Annotated in this window: 16 protein-coding genes and 1 pseudogene; 13 read left to right on the top strand and 4 right to left on the bottom strand. The window is 71.6% G+C overall.

All coding sequences use genetic code 11. The annotated features are described in order from the left end of the window. The first annotated feature begins 156 nt into the window (after positions 1–156). On the top strand, positions 157–1,857 hold the full coding sequence (locus ACFY3C_RS23490) for a DAK2 domain-containing protein (RefSeq protein ID WP_390772109.1): 1,701 nt from the start codon (positions 157–159) through the stop codon (positions 1,855–1,857). A 22-nt stretch (positions 1,858–1,879) separates the two neighbouring features. Here the strand turns inward: ACFY3C_RS23490 and ACFY3C_RS23485 are convergent, their stop codons facing one another. Together ACFY3C_RS23485 and ACFY3C_RS23480 are read right to left on the bottom strand one after the other, a co-directional pair. After that, a complete protein-coding gene (locus tag ACFY3C_RS23485; RefSeq protein WP_390772108.1) occupies positions 1,880–4,825 on the bottom strand; it encodes a tetratricopeptide repeat protein in 2,946 nt (981 codons plus the stop codon). After that, complete coding sequence (locus ACFY3C_RS23480; protein ID WP_390772107.1) at positions 4,825–6,651, bottom strand: HSP90 family protein; 1,827 nt, start codon at positions 6,649–6,651, stop codon at positions 4,825–4,827. Before ACFY3C_RS23480 ends, ACFY3C_RS23485 begins: the two co-directional genes overlap by 1 nt. A 202-nt stretch (positions 6,652–6,853) precedes the next feature. Here ACFY3C_RS23480 and ACFY3C_RS23475 point away from each other — a divergent pair, with 202 nt between their 5' ends. From ACFY3C_RS23475 to mutM, 8 genes and pseudogenes are all read left to right on the top strand, one after another. Further along, positions 6,854–10,078, top strand: a complete 3,225-nt coding sequence (locus ACFY3C_RS23475; protein WP_390772106.1) for a helicase-related protein — start codon at positions 6,854–6,856, stop codon at positions 10,076–10,078. Between the two features lie 77 nt (positions 10,079–10,155). Next, a pseudogene (gene rsmD / locus ACFY3C_RS23470) lies at positions 10,156–10,758 on the top strand (16S rRNA (guanine(966)-N(2))-methyltransferase RsmD); the annotation flags it as partial. Between the two features lie 26 nt (positions 10,759–10,784). Next, entirely contained in the window at positions 10,785–11,264 is a 480-nt protein-coding gene (coaD, locus tag ACFY3C_RS23465) for a pantetheine-phosphate adenylyltransferase (protein ID WP_386576662.1), read from the top strand. Positions 11,265–11,321: 57 nt separating this feature from the next. Continuing rightward, positions 11,322–12,380, top strand: a complete 1,059-nt coding sequence (locus ACFY3C_RS23460) for an ATP synthase F0 subunit B (RefSeq protein WP_390772105.1) — start codon at positions 11,322–11,324, stop codon at positions 12,378–12,380. A 164-nt stretch (positions 12,381–12,544) separates the two neighbouring features. After that, entirely contained in the window at positions 12,545–13,198 is a 654-nt protein-coding gene (locus ACFY3C_RS23455) for a YceD family protein (RefSeq protein WP_390772104.1), read from the top strand. A gap of 2 nt (positions 13,199–13,200) precedes the next feature. After that, complete coding sequence (rpmF, locus tag ACFY3C_RS23450; protein WP_003951102.1) at positions 13,201–13,374, top strand: 50S ribosomal protein L32; 174 nt, start codon at positions 13,201–13,203, stop codon at positions 13,372–13,374. 8 nt (positions 13,375–13,382) lie between these two features. Then, on the top strand, positions 13,383–14,207 hold the full coding sequence (gene rnc / locus ACFY3C_RS23445) for a ribonuclease III (protein ID WP_386576505.1): 825 nt from the start codon (positions 13,383–13,385) through the stop codon (positions 14,205–14,207). Between the two features lie 90 nt (positions 14,208–14,297). Beyond that, a complete protein-coding gene (mutM, locus tag ACFY3C_RS23440; RefSeq protein WP_390772103.1) occupies positions 14,298–15,155 on the top strand; it encodes a bifunctional DNA-formamidopyrimidine glycosylase/DNA-(apurinic or apyrimidinic site) lyase in 858 nt (285 codons plus the stop codon). Between the two features lie 12 nt (positions 15,156–15,167). Here mutM and ACFY3C_RS23435 read toward each other — a convergent pair whose 3' ends face one another. Then, positions 15,168–15,560, bottom strand: a complete 393-nt coding sequence (locus tag ACFY3C_RS23435; RefSeq protein WP_386576503.1) for a winged helix-turn-helix transcriptional regulator — start codon at positions 15,558–15,560, stop codon at positions 15,168–15,170. A 106-nt stretch (positions 15,561–15,666) separates the two neighbouring features. Between ACFY3C_RS23435 and ACFY3C_RS23430 the strand changes: the two genes are divergently transcribed. Beyond that, positions 15,667–16,251 (top strand): flavodoxin family protein, encoded by a 585-nt coding sequence (locus tag ACFY3C_RS23430; protein ID WP_145883450.1) that lies wholly within the window; start codon positions 15,667–15,669, stop codon positions 16,249–16,251. A gap of 39 nt (positions 16,252–16,290) precedes the next feature. On the opposite strand, the gene ACFY3C_RS23425 is transcribed toward ACFY3C_RS23430, so the two are convergent. Further along, entirely contained in the window at positions 16,291–17,388 is a 1,098-nt protein-coding gene (locus ACFY3C_RS23425; RefSeq protein WP_390772102.1) for a CAP domain-containing protein, read from the bottom strand. A 186-nt stretch (positions 17,389–17,574) separates the two neighbouring features. Here ACFY3C_RS23425 and ACFY3C_RS23420 point away from each other — a divergent pair, with 186 nt between their 5' ends. The 3 genes from ACFY3C_RS23420 (at position 17,575) to smc (ending at position 22,274) form a co-directional block, all read left to right on the top strand. Then, complete coding sequence (locus tag ACFY3C_RS23420) at positions 17,575–17,856, top strand: acylphosphatase (RefSeq protein ID WP_386576500.1); 282 nt, start codon at positions 17,575–17,577, stop codon at positions 17,854–17,856. Between the two features lie 382 nt (positions 17,857–18,238). Next, on the top strand, positions 18,239–18,442 hold the full coding sequence (locus ACFY3C_RS23415; RefSeq protein ID WP_023546484.1) for a hypothetical protein: 204 nt from the start codon (positions 18,239–18,241) through the stop codon (positions 18,440–18,442). 244 nt (positions 18,443–18,686) lie between these two features. Further along, on the top strand, positions 18,687–22,274 hold the full coding sequence (gene smc, locus ACFY3C_RS23410) for a chromosome segregation protein SMC (protein ID WP_390772101.1): 3,588 nt from the start codon (positions 18,687–18,689) through the stop codon (positions 22,272–22,274). Positions 22,275–22,356 lie beyond the last annotated feature (82 nt).

Here is a 22,356-nt window from a genome sequence, read left to right as displayed (position 1 = left end):
CCCGATCTGGATCGGGCAACCGGAGCAGCATACAACGACTGCGCCAGCACAACGAAACTACCATGGCTGATCAGGGGCCCGCTCCCGGCCCTCTTCCGGAGCAACCCCCTCCGGGGTCTACGCTGCGTCCACGTCCAGCCAGTCAGGGAGGCGCAGGTGGCGCAGGTGCCGCAGACATTCTTCGATGCTCTCGCGGTGCGCACCTGGTGCGGTCTGGCGCTGGGGGCGCTGGGACGGGCGCGCGAGGAGATCGACGCGATCAACGTCTACCCCGTGGCCGACGGGGACACCGGGACCAACCTCTACCTGACGCTGGAGTCGGCGGCGACCGCCGTGGAGGCCGTGTTCGCCGGGTACGGGACGGGGGCGCAGGAGCCCTCGCTCGGTGACGCCGTGCACGCGATGGCCCACGGCGCGCTCATCGGGGCCCAGGGCAACTCCGGGACGATCCTTGCCCAGCTGCTGCGCGGCATGGCCCAGGTCCTCGCCGAGGCGGAGGCCCGTGACGGGTCCCGCATCGACGGCGCGGGGCTGCGGCTGGCCCTGCGGCAGGCCGCCGACTCCGCACGCGAGGCCGTGGCCCACCCGGTCGAGGGCACGGTGCTGACGGTCGCCTCGGCCGCGGCGGACGCCGCCGAGGGAGCCGAGGGCGACTGCGGAACGGTCGCCCGGGCCGCCTACGAGGGCGCCAGCGTGGCCCTGGCGGCGACTCCGGGGCAGCTGGCCGTGCTGGAGCGGGCCGGGGTGGTCGACGCGGGCGGCCGAGGGCTCGTGGCCGTGCTGGGGGCGCTGGTGGAGGCGTGCACGGGGGAGGCGGTGCGCGAGGCCCCGAAGGCACCGGAAGCCGTCCCCGTGTCCGTGGTCGTTTCCGACGCACCCGCGCGCGTGGTGGCCGTTTCCGAGGCGGACCTGTGCGCCGAGGGCGCCGAGGACGGCGGACCCGCCTACGAGGTGATCTATCTCCTGGAGGCCGGCGACGAGGCCGTGGCCCGGCTGCGGGAGCGGCTCGACCCCCTCGGGGACTCCCTGGTCGTGGTCGGCGGCGACGGGCTGTGGAACGTCCATGTGCACGTCGACGACGCGGGCGCCGCCGTGGAGGCGGGCGTCGAGGCCGGCCGGCCGTACCGGATCCGGATCACGCACTTCGGGCTCGGCGACGTGCACACCGGCGGTGAGCGGCCGCCGCGGGAGCGCGCCCAGCGGGCGGTCGTCGCCGTCGTGCCCGGCGAGGGCCTGGCGGGGCTGTACACCGAGGCCGGCGCGACCGCCGTCCTCGCGCGCCCCGGGGAGCCGCCCGCCAGCGGGGAGCTGGTGCAGGCCGTACGGCGGGCCCACGCGCGCGAGGTCGTGCTGCTGCCCAACGACGCCGAGCTGCGGCACACGGCCGCCGCGGCCGCCGAGCAGGCCCGCACCGAGGGCATCCGGGTCGCTCTGATCCCGACCCGCTCGGCCGTGCAGGGCATCGCCGCGCTCGCCGTGCACGAGCCGGGGCGCCGGTTCGACGAGGACGTCGTCCAGATGACCTCGGCGGCGGGCGCCACCCGCTACGCCGAGGTCGTCGTCGCGGAACGGCAGTCCTGGACGACGGCCGGCATCTGCCAGGCCGGGGACGTCCTGGGCCTGATCGACGGGGACGTGGCGGTGATCGGCCCGGACGTCACCGCCACCGCCGAGACCGTGCTGGACCGCATGCTCCAGGCCGGCGGCGAGCTGGTCACCCTCGTCGTGGGCGACGAGGCGCCCGAGAGCGTCGCCGACCGCCTGGAATCACGCGTCCGCGAGTCCTACCTCGCGGTGGACACCGTGGTGTACCGGGGCGGCCGGCAGGGGGCGCTGCTGCTCATCGGCGTGGAGTGAACCGGCTCCGGGTCATTCCGGGTCATTGCCCGGCCCGGTCCAGCCGGAGCATCTGCGTCGCCTCCGCCCGCCGCTCCCGCACGGTCTCGTCCGTGCCGTCGGCGCCTTCGTAGGCCGCGAGCACGCCACGCGCGCGTGCCACCGCCTCGGCGGGGCGGCCCAGCTCGGCCTCCAGCCAGCCCGCGGCCAGCTCGGCACCGGTACGGCCGTGCAGCCCCTGCGCGCCGAGCGTGCCGAACACCGCGGCCGCGCGGTCCAGCTGGGTCACCGCGGCCTCGAACGCGCCCTGGACCACCCCGCGCCGCTCCTCGTCCTCCTCGGCCGCCGAGCGGGCCAGCAGGTCGCCGAACTGGCGGTGGGTGTTGCCGAGTTCCGCGGACAGCTGCTCCCGGGCCGCCGGGTCCGCCGCGGCCTCCCGCGCACGCTCGCACGCGCGCACCGCCTCCGTCATCAGCTCCCGCGCGCCCTCCGCTCCGGCCTCCCCGCGCAGCGCCAGCCAGCCGCGGGCGCGCAGCGAGCGGACGAGGAAGTGCGGGTTGCCGAGCGAGCGCCACAGCTCACCCGCGCGCGCGTAGGCCTGATCGGCCTCCTCCAGCAGCCCGGCGTTGCTCAGGGACTCGGCGGCGAGATGGGCGAGCGTGGCGTGGTCCTGCTGCTCGGGCCAGTGCCGGGCGATCTCGGCGGCCCGCAGCCGGTGTTCGGCCGCCTCCCGGTGCTCGCCCAGCTCGCTCAGGCAGTCCCCGAGCCACCACTGCGCCTGTACGACGGCCCCGTCGCCGTGCGTCTCGGCGGACAGGTCGGGCAGCGCCGACTCCAGCACCTCGGCGGCCTCCGCACACCGCCCCTGGCGCAGCAGGAAGCCGCCCAGCCGATGCCGCGCCCAGACGCCCAGCGTGGCGCTCTCGCCCGCCTCGTCGGCCCAGTGCGCGGCCTGAAGGGCCTGCTCCGCCGCCTCCACGACCTCGTCCCGCAGGCCGAGCACCTCGGCGAGCTGGAGATGCAGCTGGGCCCGCCCGGCGGTCTCCACGTACGGCCCGCCGTGCTCCAGGGCGGCCCGCAGCGCCCGCTCGGCCTCGGCCGCATCGCCGCGCTGCTGCGCCAGCGCCGCGACCTGCACCTCGTACTCCACCGCGAACCACGGCAGCCCGGCGCCCACGTACTCGGCGGCAGCCCGCCGCAACAGGCCCGCCGTCCGTTCGACGTCTCCGGACTCCCCGGCCAGCTCGGCGAGCATCGCCCGCGCCTCGGCGGCCCGCGCGGCCAGGCGCACGTCGTCTCCCGCCCGCCCGTCGACGAGCGCCAGCACTTCGAGCACGGCCCGTTCGGCCGCCGCACGCACCTCCGGGCCCGCCGCGCCCTCGGTGCCTTCGTGCACCCCTCGCATCAGGATCCGCGCCCGGCTCATCACGACCGACGCCGTCTGCCGTACTCCGGTGGCGTCCTCGGCGTACAGCGCGAGGGCCTCGTCGTACAGCGCGGCGACCGTTGTCAGGGCCTCGTCCACCTCGCCCGTCAGTGCGCGTATGTACGCCCCGCGCGCGCGTGCCGCCAGGGCCTCCCCGGGGTCGCCCGCCTCCGCGTACAGCGCGGCGGCCTGTTCGAACAGGGCGATGCCCTCGGGGCCCTGGGCCATCGCCTCGTGGTCGGCGATCTCCGCGCGGTCGCGGGCGTCCAGCTCGGTCACCTCGGCGGCCCGTGCGACCGCCGCCCAGGCCTCCAGGGCGTGCGGCTGCAGGGTGTCCGACAGCCGGCGCGCCTCGATGATCAGGGCGGACAGGTCCGGCTGATCGGGTACCCGGGGCGCCTCGGGTGCCGGGGGCGGGACCATGGGCCGCGGCGTGGAGCGCACCGTGCGCACGCCCAGCGGCAGCCGGTCCACCAGCGGGCGCTGGGCCATGCGCGCGCGGACGCGGTCGCCGACGTACGACGTGCCGTTGCGCCGGTCGAACCGCCCGGCCAGTTCCAGCGCCTCCGCGCGCGCGTGGGCGGCCAGTTCCCGTGCCGTCCAGGACCGTCCGGCAGGACCCGGCACCTGCCGCTCGCCGAGCCCCAGCTCGGTCAGCCGGTCCGCCAGCAGCGTCACCACGGCCATGAAGTCCAGCCGGCTGCGCGGCTGCCCGGTGTCCGTGAAGTACGCCGGTCGCTGCGCGAGCAGCTCCAGACCGCGCGCCTCGTTGCCGGTGAGCGCGCAGAACTCCAGGTGGTCCGCGTAGGCGCCCCGCATGCTCTCCATGGGGCGCACGAGGCGAAAGCCCCGCAGATGGTGGGCGCGGGCCTCGTCCAGGCGGCCCAGGCGCAGCAGGGGAGTCAGCGACGAGGCGAGGATCGTGTGCGGCTCGTGGGCACAGCTGTACTCGCCCTCCAGCACCGGCCGCCACAACCCCAGCGCGTCCTCGTCCCGGCCGCGCTTGACCTGCCAGGTGCCCTGACCGTGCAGCTCGCACGCGTGGCAGTCGGCCATCCGGTCCCGGTCCGCGGCCAGCCAGGCCGCGTACGCCCGCTCCGCGCGCTCCAGGTCGCCCATGTGCGCCGCGACACTGAACTCGGCGCTGCGCACCGCCCGTTCGGAGTGACCGGCGAGCCGGTAGCGGTGCTCCATCTCGCCGAGCCACTTCTCGATCGAGGCGAGCGGGATGTGCGGCTGGTCCAGCATGCCCGCCGACACCCACTTGAAGACCCAGTGCAGCGAGTGCGCCTCGTACTCGTCGAAGTCCTCCGGATGTTCGTCCCACAGGCGCAGCAGCCGCGCGAACGGGACGAACATCCGGTCCTTCTCGGAGCTGTAGTTGTAGACCTTCAGCTGGTGCCCGAGGGCCTCGATCACGGCGAGCGGGATGTTCAGCCTCTCGGCCTCGGCGAGCAGCTGCTCCGCGCGCGCGTTGCGCGCGGGACCCTCCGGCTGCTCGGAGTTCTCCGCCATCGCCCGGCGCAGCGCGTCGAAGTCCGTGCTCCCGTCGAGTTCACCCATCAGTGACCGTTCTCCCCGTGTGTGGCCCACTCCAGGAGGCCGATGAACGCCCGGTTGAGCAACGCCGAGTCGGCCGGCCTCAGCGGCCGCTGCGCCATCAGCAGCGCCTGCCCGTACAGCGACTCGGTGGCGGTGCCGATCAGCTCCGGGTCCCGCAGCGAACTGATCCTGCGGATCAGCGGGTTGAGATGGTTGAGCACCAGACGCGCGCGCGGGGCGCTGCCGCGCAGCGAGCCCAGGATGCCCGCCCACAGGTCGTCGGCCTGCTCCTCGGCCTCGGCCCGCGCCTGCTCGTGCCGGGCGGCGCGGTCGTCCAGGTGCAGCGCGGGCACGGACAGCGGGTGGAAGGCGCGCAGCACGACGTCACAGCCCAGCGGGTCGAGCTTCGCGCGCGCGGCCGCCAGGAAGCCGGACAGCGCCAGCTCCTCGGCCGGGTCCACCGCGTCCAGGTGCGCGGTCACGGTGTCCGCGTCCAGCTCGGCGACCACCGTCCCCGGCCGCACCGACGGCAGCGCCTCGACCAGCTCGCTGTCGTACGTGTAACCGCCGTTGACCACCCCGACGCCCTGCGCCGAGGCGATCGGCGCCACCTGCCGGTACTCCTCGACCGTCCGCGTGAAGTGCACCACCGGGTGCCGCTGCGCGAACTCCTCCAGGGACAGCTGCCCGTCGGTCGTCTCGAACGGCAGCCACGGCAGCATCGTGCGCAGCATGTCGCCGTCGTGCCGGGCCAGCGACTTCACACCCAGGTGATGCACGGCGAGGAACGCGGCCAGCCGCTCCGGATCGCCGGCCGCGAGCCCCGTGAGCCAGGACCGGATCCGCTCGCCGAGCGCCTCCCGCACGGCGGCCAGGGTCTCGTCCTCGTACAGCGACTCGCGCGAGGCCGTGGGCCGCAGGCTGTCGGTGTCCAGGACACAGCGCACGAAGAACGCCCAGTCGGGCAGCAGCTGTTCGGCCCGCTCGGTCAGCAGCATGCCCTTCAGGTGCACGCGGTGCGTGGCCCGCTGGGCCGGGCTGACCGCCGACGGCAGCACGTACGCCACCCCGCGGATCCCGGCCAGCGGCACGTCCAGCTCGATCGAGTCCAGCGGGGTGAAACCGAAGAGTTCGTGGCAGTGCCGGGCCAGCGCCACCCTTCGCGTGGCGGGACTCGGATAGGCGCGGTCCCAGGGCGCCGGAAGGTCCGTGACCGCATCCTCGCCCACCCGGACGTCGTACGGCAGCAGCGAGCCGAAGTCCCGGGCCAGGGCGCGGACCCGCTCGGGCGCCAGCCACTCGGCCGCGCCGGCCCGGGCCACCAGGTGCACGGTGGTGCCCGGCTCGGGCCGCTCGGCGTCGGGCAGCGTCCGCACGGTGTACGAGCCGTCGTCGTGGGCCGTCCACTCCACGGGCGGGGCCTCGGGCGTACGGGCGCTGCGGCTGACCACCCGGATGCGCTCGGCGACCACGAAACAGGCCAGCAGGCCGATACCGAACTGGCCGAGGAAGTCGGACCGGGCCTCCTGCAGGCCGTCCGCCCGCTTGGAACTGCGGCCGATCGTCGCCAGCAGGCTGTGCACGTCCGACTCGGTGAGCCCGATGCCGCTGTCCTCCACCCGCAGGGCGCCGCCCACGGCGTGCAGGCGCACCCGGGCCGGGGCACCCGGATCCTCGGCCCGGCGGGCGGTGATCGCGTCCACCGCGTTCTGCAGCAGCTCGCGCAGATAGACCTTGGGGCTGGAGTAGAGGTGATGGGAGAGCAGGTCCACCAGACCACGCAGGTCGACCTGGAACGTATGAGGTGACTGGGATGCCTGGGATGACTGTGGGGTCTGGGAGTCCATCGTCGCAGCGCCGGTGGGGGGAGCCTGCCTTCGGCGCGGGGTCGGGCGGTCCCGGATGGGGCGGTGACCGCGGGGGATGGCCGGAGCGCGCCATCCTAGGCCCGGAACAGCACCCCTGACCAGCGCTTCCGAGCACGTATACGGCACGAGGGCGCGGACCCGAGGGGGCACGTCTTCGGCATTGTCAGTGCAGTGGTGTGCAATGGATCTCGTGCCCGCACTGGAAGAACCACTGAAGAAGGTGCTCGGCCCCGCCACCGCGAAGGTGATGGCCGAGCACCTCGGCCTGCAGACCGTCGGCGACCTGCTGCACCACTACCCGCGCAGATACGAGGAGCGCGGCCAGCTCACGCACCTCGCCGACCTCCCCATGGACGAACACGTCACGGTGGTCGCCCAGGTCGCCGACGCCCGCCTGCACACCTTCGCCTCCGCCAAGGCCCCGCGCGGCAAGGGCCAGCGCCTGGAGGTCACCATCACGGACGGCAGCGGCCGGCTCCAACTGGTCTTCTTCGGCAACGGCGTTCACAAGCCCCACAAGGAGCTGCTGCCGGGCACCCGCGCGATGTTCGCGGGCAAGGTCTCCGTCTTCAACCGCCGCCTCCAACTCGCCCACCCCGCATACGAGTTGCTGCGCGGCGACGGCGACGAGACCGTCGAGACCTGGGCCGGCGCCCTGATCCCCATCTACCCGGCCACCGCCAAGCTGGAGTCCTGGAAGATCGGCAAGGCCGTCCAGACGGTGCTGCCCAGCGCCCAGGAGGCCCTCGACCCGCTGCCGCCCTCCCTCCGGGAGGGCCGGGGCCTGGTCACCCTCCCCGAGGCCCTGCTCAAGATCCACCGCCCGCACACCAAGGCCGACATCGCCGACGCCCGCGCCCGGCTGAAGTGGGACGAGGCCTTCGTCCTCCAGGTCGCCCTGGCCCGCCGCCGCCACGCCGACGCCCAACTCCCCGCCGTGCCGCGCCGGCCCAAGCCCGACGGCATCCTCACGGCCTTCGACGACCGCCTGCCCTTCACCCTCACCGAGGGCCAGCAGAAGGTCTCCAAGGAGATCTTCGACGACCTGGCGACGGAGCATCCGATGCACCGGCTGCTGCAGGGGGAAGTCGGATCGGGAAAGGCGCAGCCGCTGGACTCGCTTGTGCTGACACCGTCGGGTTTCCGACAGATGGGCGACATGCAGGTGGGGGACGAGGTCGTCGTGCCCGCCGGAGAGATCGCCGTCATCGATGGAGTCTTTCCGCAAGGCGAGCGAGATGTGTGGCGCATCGTGCTTTCCGATGACAGTTCCGTGGAATGCGACGATGAACACCTCTGGATCGTTGGCACGAGTTGTGCCTGGCATCGCGGTCAGCCGCCCAAGGTGATGACCACACGGGAAATCCGTCACGACCTGTTCAAGGCCAACGGATCGTCGAAGTGGTACCTCCCGGCGGCGACTCCCGTGGACCTGGGCGACGACTCCGTACTTCCCCTCGACCCCTATCTGTTCGGGCTCCTGCTCGGCGACGGCTCATTCCGGCACAACCTGCGGATTTCCACCATCGACACGGAGATCCGTGACGCGGTGGGAGCTTCTGTGGGGCCTGAGTGTCGGCTCGTTCCGGTCACTGGTTCCCGATGTGACTACACGATTCAGCTGACTCAGCGGTCGGGTGGAGTCCGCAATCCCGTCATTCAGATCCTGCGCGACCTGGGACTGTGGGGTCGGACTTCGCACGGCAAGTTCATCCCCGAAGAATTCAAGAACACATCGATCAAGAACCGTCTCGCTCTCCTGCAGGGCCTCCTGGACACCGACGGCACTGTTGACGCGAACGGCATGAGTATTTCCCTGTGCTCGGCCTCGGTGAGGCTGGCGGAGGACGTCGCCTGGCTTGTGCGGTCGCTGGGCGGCCGGGCGCGCATCCTGCCCAAGAAGTCCGCCTTCAACGTCTCTGTTGCACTGCCGGACGAGTACGCCCCCTTCAGACTCACCCGCAAGGCAGAGCGCGTCGGCCCGCGGCCGAAGTACAACAGTTTCCGGCGTGGGATCCGAGCGGTCGAGTACGTGGGGCGCAAGCCGGTCCAGTGCATCAGCGTCGCGCACCCCAGCCATGCCTATGTCACCGACCACTTCGCGGTGACGCACAACACGATGGTGGCCCTCCGTGCCATGCTCGCCGTCGTCGACGCGGGCGGGCAGGCCGCCATGCTCGCGCCCACCGAGGTGCTCGCCCAGCAGCACCACCGGTCGGTCGTCGAGATGATGGGCGAGCTGGCCGAGGGCGGCATGCTGGGCGGCGCCGAGCACGCCACCAAGGTCGTGCTGCTCACCGGCTCCATGGGCGCCGCGGCACGCCGTCAGGCGCTGCTCGACCTCGTCACCGCGGACGCCGGGATCGTGATCGGCACGCACGCGCTGATCGAGGACAAGGTGCAGTTCCACGACCTCGGCCTGGTCGTCGTCGACGAACAGCACCGCTTCGGCGTGGAACAGCGCGACGCCCTGCGCGGCAAGGGCAAGCAGCCCCCGCACCTGCTGGTCATGACGGCCACCCCCATCCCGCGCACGGTCGCGATGACCGTCTTCGGCGACCTGGAGACCTCCGTCCTCGACCAGCTCCCGGCCGGCCGCTCCCCGATCGCCACCCACGTGGTCCCCGCCGCCGACAAGCCGCACTTCCTGGCCCGCGCCTGGGAGCGGGTGCGCGAGGAGGTGGAGAACGGCCATCAGGCGTACGTCGTCTGCCCCCGGATCGGCGACGACATCGACGAGGCGGCCGACCCGAAGAAGGCGAAGAAGTCCCCGGAGGACGAGGCCGAGAAGCGCCCGCCCCTGGCCGTCCTCGAAGTGGCCGGCCACCTGGCCAAGGGCCCCCTCCAGGGCCTCAGGGTCGAGATCCTCCACGGCCGCATGCACCCCGACGACAAGGACGCGGTCATGCGCCGCTTCGCCGCCGGCGAGACCGACGTCCTGGTCGCCACCACGGTCATCGAGGTCGGCGTGAACGTCCCGAACGCCACCGCCATGGTGATCATGGACGCCGACCGCTTCGGCGTCTCCCAGCTGCACCAGCTCCGCGGCCGCGTGGGCCGAGGCTCGGCCCCCGGCCTGTGCCTGCTGGTCACCGAGATGCCCGAGGCCAGCGCCGCCCGCCAGCGCCTGAACGCCGTGGCCTCCACCCTCGACGGCTTCGAACTCTCCCGCATCGACCTGGAGCAGCGCCGCGAGGGCGACGTCCTCGGCCAGGCCCAGTCCGGCGCCCGCACCAGCCTCCGGGTCCTGGCCGTGATCGAGGACGAGGAGGTCATCGCGGAGGCGAGGGAGGAGGCGGCAGCGGTCGTGGCGGCGGACCCGGAGCTGGCCGGCCTCCCCGCCCTGCGCACGGCCCTGGACGCCCTCCTGGACGAGGAGCGAGAGCAGTACCTGGAAAAGGGCTAGAGGTGAGTACTCCCGCCGACGACGACCAGGCACCCACCCCCCGCGGCCTGCCAAACTGAACCGTAAAGAAGCCCACAAAGAAGGACCTCCCAATGACCCGCGTGATCGCCGGCGCAGCCGGCGGACGCCGCCTGGCCGTCCCGCCAGGGACAGGCACCCGGCCGACATCAGACCGCGCACGCGAGGGCCTCTTCTCCACCTGGCAGTCCCTCCTCGGCGGCCCCCTGGACGGCGAACGGGTCCTCGACCTCTACGCGGGTTCGGGCGCCGTAGGCCTGGAGGCCCTCTCCCGGGGCGCGAGCCACACGCTGCTCGTCGAGGCGGACGCCCGCGCCGCGAAGATCGTCCGCGAGAACGTGAAAAACCTGGGCCTCCCCGGCGCCGAGGTGAGGGCGGGCAAAGCGGAACAAGTGATCAGAACGGCACCTCCCGCCGAGCCGTACGACCTCGTCTTCCTCGACCCCCCGTACGTTGTCACAGATCACGATCTTCGCGAGATTCTCCTCACACTCCACTCGGAAGGCTGGCTCGCTGAGCAAGCGCTCGTCACCGTGGAGCGCAGCACCAGAGGCGGTGAATTCCACTGGCCGGACGGCTTCGAGGCCCTCCGGTCCCGTCGTTACGGCGAGGGAACGTTTTGGTACGGTCGCGCCGCCTCTACGTGCGAAGACGCACGATGACCGGACCGGAGAGCGAGGGATCACAAGTGCGCCGCGCCGTCTGCCCCGGGTCGTTCGACCCGATCACCAACGGACACCTCGACATCATCGCCCGCGCTTCCCGTCTGTATGACGAGGTCTACGTCGCGGTGATGATCAACAAGTCCAAGAAGGGCCTGTTCGAGATCGACGAGCGGATCGAGCTGATCCGCGAGGTCACCGCCGAGTACGGCAACGTGATCGTCGAGGCCTTCCACGGCCTCCTCGTCGACTACTGCAAGCAGCGCGACATCCCGGCCATCGTCAAGGGCCTGCGCGCGGTCAGCGACTTCGACTACGAGCTCCAGATGGCCCAGATGAACATGGGCCTCACGGGAGTCGAGACGCTGTTCGTGCCGACCAACCCGACCTACAGCTTCCTGTCCTCCTCGCTCGTCAAGGAGGTCGCGGCCTGGGGCGGCGACGTCTCCCATCTGGTGCCGCCCCCCGTCCTCGAGGCCCTCAACGCGCGTCTGCGCCAGGACTGAACGGGCTACAGTCGTCCCGTCCGTCTCCAACACAGCTGTAGAGAGTGGCGAGCACAGGTGGACGTCCAGAAGAAGCTCGACGAGATCGTCTCCGCGGTCTCCGGCGCCCGGTCCATGCCCATGTCGGCGTCGTGCGTGGTCAACCGCGCCGAGCTGCTCGCGATGCTCGAAGAGGTGCGCCAGGCCCTGCCCGGGTCCCTCGCGCAGGCGCAGGAGCTGATCGGCGACCGCGAGCAGATGGTCGAGCAGGCCCGCCAGGAGGCCGAGCGGATCATCGGGAACGCGCACGCCGAACGCGGCTCGCTGATCTCCGACACCGAGATCGCCCGGCGCTCCCAGGCCGAGGCCGACCGGATCCTCGCCGAGGCCCGCACGGAGGCCGAGGAGGTCCGCGCCGAGGCCGACGACTACGTCGACTCCAAGCTCGCCAACTTCGAGGTCGTCCTCACCAAGACCCTCGGCTCGGTCGGCCGCGGCCGCGAGAAGCTGCTCGGCACCGGGCCCGGCCTGGACGAGAACGGCTACGAGGACGAGGACGCCCCCGAGCGCAGCCAGGACCCCGAGACCCTGCGCCACAACGCGGACGCCTACGTCGACGCCAAGCTGGGCGCCTTCGAGGCGGTGCTCGCCAAGACCCTGGATGCCGTCGGCCGCGGCCGGCAGAAGCTGCACGGCCGGATCGCCACGGACGACCTCGGCGCGCTCGCCGACGACACCACGACGTTCCAGCACTCCAGCGACGCCGACTACCTCGCCGACCTCGCCGACACCCCGGCCGAACGCCCGGCCCAGTCCCAGCCGGCTCAGCCTGCCCAGCCGCCGCAGCCGTCGTACGAGCCGCAGCCTGCCTACGGCTACCAGCAGCAGCCGGACCCGTACGCGGGCTTCCCGCAGCAGTCCGACTACGCCCAGCAGGACCCGTACGGCTACCAGCAGGCCGATCCCTACGCCGCCTACCAGGGCTACGACGCCCAGCAGGCCGGCTACGAGCCCCAGCAGCCCCAGCAGCAACCCCAGTCCCAGCAGGGCTACGCTCTCGACGAGACGAGCCTCTTCGACACGAGCATGATCAGTGCGGAGCAGCTGCGCGCCTACGAGCAGGGCCGGGGCCTGTAGGACCTGTGCGATGCGCCTCCGATGCGCCGCGGCCGGGTACCGGATTGGGCCCTGAGCGAAAGGTCCAGTATCCTGGCTCTTCGGTCGCGCGTACGTCCGCGATCAACGCTGCCCGGGAATACCGACGGGCGGCGTCCCTCCGAGTTCGAAGATCGAAAGCAGGAATGGCTCCCAACGCCCGCCTCGACCACCGCAACCCCCTCGTGTTCGACACGCACGAGCTGGGTCGGCGTCCTGGCGCGCTGCAGCGCCTGACCCGCGAGATCGACGCTCCCGCGGATCTCGGTATCCAGGGAGTCATCGGAGTGCCGGAAGGCGCCCCGTTGGAGCTCGAACTCCGACTCGAGTCGGTCATGGAAGGTGTGCTCGTCACAGGCACCGCCCGTGCACAGGCCGAGGGGGAGTGCGTAAGGTGTCTGGAGCCGGTCGGGCTGGAGCTCGAAGCGGACTTCCAGGAGCTGTTCTCGTACCCTGACGCCGACGACCGGGGCCGTGTGATCGCGGAACCGGGCGACGACGCCGAGGACGACGAGGACAGGTTCTTCCTCGAGGACGGACTTTTCGACCTCGAACCTCTGCTGCGTGATGCGGTGGTGCTCGCACTGCCGATGCAGCCGGTGTGCCAGGACGACTGCCCCGGTCTGTGCTCCGAGTGTGGAGCGCGGCTCGTGGACGACCCGGACCACCACCACGACGCCGTCGACATCCGTTGGGCGGCTTTGCAGGGACTCGCCGGTTCACTCGGAGACGGCGAGAAGGACGAGATGAGCGGCGGCGCGCTTCCATCAGCGCACGCCGACGAGAAGCAGGAGAAGTAGCCGTGGCTGTTCCGAAGCGGAAGATGTCGCGCAGCAACACGCGCCACCGCCGGTCGCAGTGGAAGGCTGCGGTCCCCACCCTGGTTGCGTGCGAGCGCTGCCACGAGCCCAAGCAGCAGCACATTGCGTGCCCGTCTTGCGGCACCTACAACAAGCGCCAGGTCCTCGAAGTCTGAGCGGGCTGGTGAGAGGCACTGTGTCCAGTCCCAAGAAGGCGGAAGACGCCAAGGCGGACGCACCCGCCAAGAAGAAGGCGGACAACACGGCCTCGTCCCACACGCTTCTGGAAGGGCGGCTCGGCTACCAGCTCGAGTCCGCCCTTCTGGTGCGCGCGCTGACCCACCGTTCCTACGCGTACGAGAACGGCGGTCTGCCGACGAACGAGCGGCTGGAGTTCCTCGGGGACTCCGTGCTCGGCCTCGTCGTCACGGACACGCTGTACCGCATCCACCCCGACCTGCCCGAGGGCCAGCTGGCCAAGCTGCGGGCCGCGGTGGTCAACTCGCGTGCGCTGGCGGAAGTGGGCCGCGGCCTCGACCTGGGCGCCTTCATCCGGCTCGGCCGGGGTGAAGAGGGCACGGGCGGCCGGGACAAGGCGTCCATCCTTGCCGACACCCTTGAAGCGGTGATCGGCGCGGTCTATCTCGATCAGGGCCTCGACGCGGCGTCCGAGCTGGTGCACCGGCTCTTCGACCCGCTGATCGAGAAGTCCTCGAACCTCGGAGCCGGCCTGGACTGGAAGACCAGTCTCCAGGAGCTCACCGCGATCGAGGGGCTCGGCGTGCCCGAGTACCTGGTCACGGAGACCGGCCCCGACCACGAGAAGACCTTCACTGCTGCCGCCCGCGTCGGAGGCGTCTCGTACGGCACCGGCACCGGCCGCAGCAAGAAGGAGGCGGAGCAGCAGGCAGCCGAGTCCGCCTGGCGGTCCATCCGGGCCGCGGCGGACGAGCGTGCCAAGGCGGCCAAGGAGGCCGCCGAGGACGACACGTCGTCCGCCACCGCCTGACCTCCTACAAGAGCACAACACCGAGCGCCCGTCCGAAGCCTGTCTCCGGGCGGGCGCTCGGTTCATCCACCGGTCCGTACGGGGGTCCCGATGCCCGAGTTGCCCGAGGTCGAGGTCGTCCGGCGGGGTCTTGCGCGGTGGGTCGCCCATCGCACCGTCGCCGACGTCGAGGTGCTGCACCCGCGCGCCGTGCGCCGGCACATCGCGGGCGCCGACGACTTCGCGCACCGTCTCAAGGGCCACCACATCGGCACTCCCAGCCGGCGCGGCAAGTACCTGTGGCTGCCGCTGGAGGAGACGAACCAGTCCGTCCTGGCCCACCTCGGCATGAGCGGCCAGCTGCTGGTGCAGCCGCACGAGGCGCCGGACGAGAAGCATCTGCGCATCCGCGTCCGCTTCGCCGACTCCCTGGGCACCGAGCTGCGCTTCGTGGACCAGCGCACCTTCGGCGGCCTCTCGCTGCACGACAACACCCCCGAGGGCCTGCCCGACGTCATCGCGCACATCGCCCGCGACCCCCTCGACCCGCTGTTCGACGACGAGGCCTTCCATCTGGCCCTGCGGCGCAAGCGGACCACCATCAAGCGGGCCCTGCTGGACCAGTCGCTGATCAGCGGGGTCGGCAACATCTACGCGGACGAGGCCCTGTGGCGCGCCCGCATCCACTACGAGCGCCCCACGGCCAACTTCACCCGCCCGGTCACGACGGAACTGCTCGGCCACGTCCGCGACGTGATGAACGCGGCCCTCGCCGTCGGCGGCACCAGCTTCGACAGCCTGTACGTCAACGTCAACGGCGAGTCGGGCTACTTCGACCGGTCCCTGGACGCGTACGGCCGTGAGGGCTTGCCCTGCAAACGGTGCGGCACCCCCATGCGCCGCCGCCCCTGGATGAACCGGTCCAGCTACTTCTGCCCGAAGTGCCAGCGGCCACCGCGCAAGGGCTGAGTCCCGGTCGGTCTACGACGGCTCCCGGGCGTCGTACGCCTCGCGTGCCGCCAGCACCTCGTCCATGGACCCTTCCACGCAGTGGATGAGCGCCAGCAGCCGCTCGGCGACCTGCCGGCCCAGCGCAGTCAGCTGGTAGTCCACGCGGGGCGGATTGGTCGGCTGGGCCTCGCGGTGGACCAGACCGTCGCGTTCCAGCGCGTGCAGCGTCTGGGACAGCATCTTCTCGCTCACCCCGTCGACACGGCGGCGCAGTTCGTTGAAACGCAGCGAGCCCTCGTACAGCGCGCCGAGCGTCAGCCCGCCCCAGCGGCCAGTGACGTGCTCCAGCGTGCCGCGCGAGGGGCAGGCCTTGGCGAAGACGTTGTAGGCGAGGTCCTCGAACTCCTGGGTCGTGGCGGTCATACGGGCAAGAGTACGCGGGCGCAGCGCTAACCACCAGGTTGCACTAACCGTAAGTTAGTGCTTTCCTGTGGTCACTGCTTTTGAGCTGCCCTTTCGAGGAGTACCTATGACCACCCCTGTCGTTTCCATCGCCTACCACTCCGGCTACGGCCACACCGCCGTGCTCGCCGAGGCCGTCCGCGCCGGTGCCGCGGAGGCCGGTGCCGAGGTCCATCTGATCAAGGTGGACGAGATCACCGACGAGCAGTGGGAGACCCTGGACCGTTCCGACGCGATCGTCTTCGGTTCGCCCACCTACATGGGCACCGCCTCCGGCGCCTTCCACGTCTTCGCCGAGGCGTCCTCCAAGCGCTGGTTCGGCCAGGACTGGAAGGACAAGCTGGCGGCCGGCTTCACCAACTCCGGCTCCAAGAGCGGCGACAAGCTGCACACCCTGCAGTTCTTCCAGATCCTCGCCGCCCAGCACGGCATGAACTGGGTCAACCTCGGCCTGCACCCCGGCTGGAACAACAGCGAGGGCTCCGAGCACGACCTCAACCGCCTCGGCGTCTTCGCGGGCGCGGCCGCCCAGACCAACGTGGACGAGGGCCCGGAGGGCGTGCACAAGGCCGACGTGGCCACGGCCGAGCACCTGGGCCGCCGGGTGACGGAGACGGCGAAGGTGTTCGCACTGGGCCGCGCAGCCGCGTAGAGCGCTCAGCGCCCGGCGGTCATTGCCCGACGGGCTGTCTCAGTAGCCGAAGTCCTGCGTCCACCAAGGGCCGTCCGACCCGAGGTGCACGCCGACTCCGAGGGTCTTGAAGTCGCAGTTCAGGATGTTGGCGCGGTGGCCGGGGCTGTTCATCCAGGCCTGCATCACGGCCTTCGCGTCCGCCTGGCCGCGGGCTATGTTCTCGCCGCCGAGGCCGGTGATGCCCGCCTTCGCGGCCCGGTCCCACGGGGTGGCCCCGTCCGGGTCGGTGTGGTCGAAGAAGTCGCGCGCGGCCATGTCGCCGCTGAACGCCTCGGCCAGCTTGGTCAGCGAGGAGTTCGCCGCCAGCGCGCTGCACCCGACCTTCGCCCGCTCCTCGTTGACGAGCTTCAGCACCTCCGCCTCGGCGGCGGCCTGGGCCGACACCGTCACCGGCGCGGAGGATGCCGTCGGCGCCTGGGGTGCCTTGTGCGACGGGGTGTGCTTCGGCTTGGCGGCCGGCTTCGGCTTCTTCGACGGGTTCTTCGTCGGGGTGGCCGAGGCCGAGGTGGACTCGGAGGCGGATGCCGACGCGGACGGGGTCGGTGACGCCGAGGGTTCGCTGCCACGGCTTGACGACGAGCCGCCGACCGGGCTGTCCGCGCTGCCCGAGGTGCCACCCTGCTCGGTGGTGGTGTTGCTGGGGGAGTCCGCGGCCTGCACCTGCTCGCCGCCGGTGGTGTGCGAGCCGCCGCCGAGCTGGTAGTGCTGCAGGCCCGGCACCGCACCGGTGGTCACCGCGACCGTGCCGAGGGCGACGGCGGCGGAGATCCCGAGCAGGCCCGTGCGCACCGGCTTCGCGACCTTCTTGCGGTGCCGGTGGCCATGGGACGGACCGCCGGCCGGGGTGAACCCGCTGCCGCCGAAGGTGTCCCACGACGGCTCGCCGTCCATCGCGTACAGGTAGGCCGTGCTCCTGGCGTTGGTCTCGGCGTACGCCTCGGGGTTCAGGTACGGCGCGATGCCCATGGGGGCGCGGTCGCCCGCGTACGAGTTCAGCGGGTCTTCGCCGCCCGTGACGGGGCGGTTCGTGTGGGTGACCCCCGTGGCGCGGCCCGGGGCGCCGCGGCCGGCGGCGGAGCGTCGGTGGCGTCCCATGTCCTTGCCCTCTTCTCGTCTCGCGGGGTCGACCCGGCCCCAGGCGCCTCGGTGGCGATTGACCTCCGGTCAACCCAACTCACTCGATCTAGTGAGTTTCATATGAGATTCATTGGGTCGGGACGGTACCCCATGCGAGTGAGGGGGGAAGTGTTCCGAGCGACTTTGGGCCGTTAGGTTGCATCCATGAGCGAGGATGTTCGACTGGTTGCCTGGGTCCGTGGACGCGTCCAAGGTGTGGGTTTTCGCTGGTTCACGCGGGCCAAGGCGCTGGAGATCGGCGGTCTGAGTGGTTTTGCTCTCAATCTGGGCGACGGCCGCGTCCAGGTGGTCGCGGAAGGGCCGCGCGTGGGTTGCGAGGGGCTGCTGGACTGGCTGGGGGGCGGCGACACGCCCGGGCACGTGGACGGTGTCACCGAGATCTGGGACACACCCCGCGGCGGCTACGACGGCTTCGCCATCCGCTGACCCGATTCTGTAAAGCCCCGCAGGCCGACCCGCGGCGATCTGCCCCGGGCACATGCCCGGAGCAGAAATGAGCTGGTGGTTGCCAAGAAGGGCGAGGCATGGCAGGCTCCACCGATACAGCTGATCGTCACGCCCTGAGGGCCCCGCAGGAGCAGCAGCGCCGCCGTTCACAGGCTGCGCGCCCCGGGTTTGCCCGCCAATACAGGGCGTGATCGTGTTGACCGTCAAACTTTTTGGTGAGACGCTGAAAGCCCCGCGCACCTTAGCTGTTTGGCATGTAAGAACGGCAGAGCAACACTCGAGTGTGTCAAGCACCGCGGGTGCGAATCCCTCACGACCCACACCGCATCGGTCGGTCACTCAGTGTGGAGGACCATCCATCATGGCAAAGGCGCTTCTCGGTTACGTCGGCGGCTCCGACCCTCGACTCCTCGCCGAGATGCGACGGCTGCAGCAGCGTGTCCAGGACCTGGAGTCCGAGCTCGTACGGATCCAGGCGGAGAACGACGCGCTGACGGCTGCCGCCTCTCAGGACAGGATCATGGAGAGCATCGACGCACACCAGGCGGAGCCTGCGCTCACCTGATCGCTGCATCAGCTCCACAACAGCAGTCGCAGCGGTTGGGCTGCCCGTAATCAACCGCACAGTTGTCAGACGACTGAGACCCAGCCGTCAGAGTTGCAAGGGACGCTTCGGCGTCCCTTCTTTCTTTCCCCCGCATCCTTTCACTGTCTTTAACGTCTGGTGTGCCCTGCATGTTCAACGGCGAAACCGTGGGGTTGCGAGTGTTCGTGGAGTGAGATAGCGGCGGAAGGTAGAGTCCAGCGGCGTGCACCTCAAGGCCCTGACCCTCCGCGGGTTCAAGTCGTTCGCCTCGGCGACCACGCTCCGGTTCGAACCGGGTATCACGTGTGTCGTCGGCCCGAACGGCTCGGGCAAGTCCAACGTCGTGGACGCGCTCAGCTGGGTCATGGGCGAGCAGGGCGCCAAGTCGCTGCGCGGCGGCAAGATGGAGGACGTCATCTTCGCCGGCACCACCGGCCGCCCGCCGCTGGGCCGCGCCGAGGTGTCCCTGACCATCGACAACTCCGACGGGGCGCTGCCCATCGAGTACGCCGAGGTCACCATCACGCGGATCATGTTCCGCAACGGCGGCAGCGAGTACCAGATCAACGGCGACACCTGCCGTCTCCTGGACATCCAGGATCTGCTGTCCGACTCCGGCATCGGCCGCGAGATGCACGTCATCGTCGGCCAGGGCCAGCTCGACTCCGTCCTGCACGCGGACCCGATGGGCCGCCGCGCCTTCATCGAGGAGGCTGCGGGTGTGCTCAAGCACCGCAAGCGCAAGGAGAAGGCGCTGCGGAAGCTGGACGCGATGCAGGCCAACCTCGCGCGCGTGCAGGACCTCACCGACGAGCTGCGCCGCCAGCTCAAGCCGCTCGGCCGCCAGGCCGCGGTCGCCCGCCGGGCCGCCGTCATCCAGGCCGACCTCCGCGACGCGCGCCTGCGGCTGCTCGCCGACGACCTCGTACGCCTGCGCGAGGCCCTGAAGACCGAGATCGCCGACGAGGCGGCCCTGAAGGAGCGCAAGGAAACCGCCGAGCAGGAGTTGAAGAAGGCGCTCCAGCGGGAGGCCCTGCTGGAGGACGAGGTACGGCAGCTCACCCCGCGCCTGCAGCGCGCCCAGCAGACCTGGTACGAGCTGTCCCAGCTGGCCGAGCGGGTGCGCGGCACGATCTCGCTGGCCGATGCCCGGGTGAAGAGCGCCACCTCCGCACCCCCCGAGGAGCGGCGCGGCCGCGATCCCGAGGACATGGAGCGCGAGGCCGCCCGCATCCGCGAGCAGGAGGCCGAGCTGGAGGCAGCCCTGGAGGCGGCCGAGCGGGCCCTGGAGGACACGGTCGCGCACCGCGCCGAGCTGGAGCGTGAACTGGCCGTCGAGGAGCGGCGCCTGAAGGACGTGGCCCGAGCGATCGCCGACCGCCGCGAGGGCCTGGCCCGGCTGGGCGGCCAGGTCAACGCGGCCCGTTCGCGAGCAGCAGCCGCCCAGTCCGAGATCGACCGTCTGGCCGCCGCCCGCGACGAGGCGCAGGAACGTGCCGTCGCCGCCCAGGAGGAGTACGAGGCCCTCAAGGCCGAGGTCGACGGCCTCGACGCCGGCGACGCGGACCTGGCCGAACAGCACGAGGCGGCGAAACGGCGGCTCGCCGAGGCCGAGTCCGCGTTGAGCGCGGCCCGCGAGGCCGCCACCGCGGCCGAACGCAGGCGCGCCGCGACCCAGGCCCGACGCGAGGCGCTGGCGCTGGGCCTCAGGCGCAAGGACGGCACCGGCATACTGCTGGGCGCCCGGGACCGCCTCACCGGACTCCTCGGCCCGGCAGCGGAACTGCTGACGGTGACCCCGGGCCACGAGGTTCCCCTGGCCGCGGCCTTCGGCGCGGCGGCCGACGCCATCGCCGTGACGACACCGGCATCGGCGGCCGAGGCGATCCGGCTCCTGCGCAAGCAGGACGGCGGGCGAGCGGCGCTGCTGCTGGCGGGGGTGCCGGAGGGCAGCGGTTCGAGGGAGCACGGCCCGGATGCCGGCACCCCGGGCAGCCCCGGCCCCGAGGGACACCCCTTCGCCGCCGACCTGGTCCGCGGCCCCGCCGAACTCATGCCCGCCGTACGCCGCCTGCTGCGCGGCATCGTCGTCGTGGGCACGCTCGAAGACGCCGAGGACCTCGTCTACGCCCACCCCGAGCTGACCGCCGTCACCGCCGAGGGCGACCTGCTCGGCGCGCACTTCGCGCACGGCGGGTCGGCCGGGGCGCCCAGTCTGCTGGAGGTACAGGCCTCCGTGGACGAGGCCGCCGCGGAGCTGGAGGAGCTGGCGGTGCGGTGCGAGGAACTCACCGAGGCGCAGCACGCGGCGACCGCGCGGCGCACCGAGGCCGCCGCGCTCGTGGAGGAACTGGGGGAGCGGCGCCGGGCCGCCGACCGGGAGAAGTCGGGCGTGGCCCAGCAGCTGGGCCGGCTCGCCGGGCAGGCGCGCGGTGCCGCCGGGGAGGCCGAGCGGTCCACGGCGGCTGCGGCACGCGCGCAGGAAGCGCTCGACAAGGCCGTACAGGACGCCGAGGAGCTGGCCGAACGGCTGGCCGTCGCCGAGGAGATGCCGGTCGAGGAGGAGCCGGACACCTCGGTGCGGGACCGGCTCGCGGCCGACGGCGCCAACGCGCGGCAGACCGAGATGGAGGCCCGGCTCCAGGTCCGTACGCACGAGGAGCGGGTGAAGGGGCTCGCCGGGCGGGCCGACTCGCTGGACCGCGCCGCCCGCGCGGAGCGCGAGGCACGCGTGCGTGCCGAGCAGCGGCGGGCGCGGCTGCGGCACGAGGCGGCCGTCGCGGAGGCCGTCGCCTCCGGCGCACGCCAGCTGCTCGCGCATGTCGAGGTGTCCCTGACCCGCGCCGAGCAGGAGCGGGCCGCGGCCGAGGCCGCCAAGGCCGCGCGGGAGCGGGAGCTGACCGCCGCGCGCACCACCGGCCGCGACCTCAAGGCCGAGCTGGACAAGCTCACCGACTCCGTCCACCGCGGCGAGGTGCTCGGCGCCGAGAAGCGGCTGCGGATCGAGCAGCTGGAGACCAGGGCGCTGGAGGAGCTGGGCGTGGAGCCCGCGGGGCTCATGTCCGAGTACGGCCCCCATCAGCTCGTACCGCCGTCCCCGCCCGCCGAGGGCGAGGAGCTGCCGGAGGACCCCGAGCACCCGCGCAACCGGCCGAGGCCGTTCGTGCGCGGTGAGCAGGAGAAGCGGCTCAAGGCCGCCGAACGCGCCTACCAGCAGCTCGGCAAGGTGAACCCGCTCGCCCTGGAGGAGTTCGCCGCGCTGGAGGAGCGCCACAAGTTCCTCAGCGAGCAGCTCGAAGACCTGAAGAAGACCCGCGCCGACCTGCTCCAGGTCGTGAAGGAGGTCGACGAGCGCGTCGAGCAGGTCTTCACCGAGGCCTACCGGGACACCGCCCGCGAGTTCGAGGGCGTCTTCAGCCGCCTCTTCCCGGGCGGCGAGGGGCGGCTGATCCTGACCGACCCCGACAACATGCTCACCACGGGTGTCGACGTCGAGGCCCGCCCGCCGGGCAAGAAGGTCAAGCGGCTGTCCCTGCTCTCCGGCGGCGAGCGGTCGCTGACCGCGGTGGCGATGCTGGTGTCGATCTTCAAGGCCCGGCCGAGCCCGTTCTACGTCATGGACGAGGTCGAGGCCGCCCTGGACGACACCAACCTCCAGCGGCTGATCCGGATCATGCAGGAGCTGCAGGAGTCCTCGCAGCTGATCGTGATCACGCACCAGAAGCGCACGATGGAGGTCGCCGACGCGCTCTACGGCGTGTCCATGCAGGGCGACGGCGTGTCGAAGGTCATCTCTCAGCGGCTCCGCTAGACAAACCCTCAAGATCAACTAACTCTGTCTTTACTTCTTGAACACAGAGCCCTTCCGCCTATCTCAAAACTCACAGCAGATG

This window comes from Streptomyces sp. NPDC001410, from assembly GCF_042895235.1.
Taxonomy (GTDB): domain Bacteria; phylum Actinomycetota; class Actinomycetes; order Streptomycetales; family Streptomycetaceae; genus Streptomyces.
The sequence above is the reverse complement of the archived record's forward strand: the minus strand, read 5'-3'. Positions and strand labels throughout refer to the sequence as shown.

What these genes read in the sequence shown, in the direction of transcription:
- ACFY3C_RS23485 (WP_390772108.1), bottom strand. Translation starts at nt 4,825, where the DNA reads ATGGGTGAACTCGACGGGAGCACGGACTTCGACGCGCTGCGCCGGGCG.
- ACFY3C_RS23480 (WP_390772107.1), bottom strand. Translation starts at nt 6,651, where the DNA reads ATGGACTCCCAGACCCCACAGTCATCCCAGGCATCCCAGTCACCTCAT.
- ACFY3C_RS23475 (WP_390772106.1), top strand. Translation starts at nt 6,854, where the DNA reads ATGGATCTCGTGCCCGCACTGGAAGAACCACTGAAGAAGGTGCTCGGC.
- ACFY3C_RS23455 (WP_390772104.1), top strand. Translation starts at nt 12,545, where the DNA reads ATGGCTCCCAACGCCCGCCTCGACCACCGCAACCCCCTCGTGTTCGAC.
- mutM (WP_390772103.1), top strand. Translation starts at nt 14,298, where the DNA reads ATGCCCGAGTTGCCCGAGGTCGAGGTCGTCCGGCGGGGTCTTGCGCGG.
- ACFY3C_RS23435 (WP_386576503.1), bottom strand. Translation starts at nt 15,560, where the DNA reads ATGACCGCCACGACCCAGGAGTTCGAGGACCTCGCCTACAACGTCTTC.
- ACFY3C_RS23430 (WP_145883450.1), top strand. Translation starts at nt 15,667, where the DNA reads ATGACCACCCCTGTCGTTTCCATCGCCTACCACTCCGGCTACGGCCAC.
- ACFY3C_RS23425 (WP_390772102.1), bottom strand. Translation starts at nt 17,388, where the DNA reads ATGGGACGCCACCGACGCTCCGCCGCCGGCCGCGGCGCCCCGGGCCGC.
- ACFY3C_RS23420 (WP_386576500.1), top strand. Translation starts at nt 17,575, where the DNA reads ATGAGCGAGGATGTTCGACTGGTTGCCTGGGTCCGTGGACGCGTCCAA.
- ACFY3C_RS23415 (WP_023546484.1), top strand. Translation starts at nt 18,239, where the DNA reads ATGGCAAAGGCGCTTCTCGGTTACGTCGGCGGCTCCGACCCTCGACTC.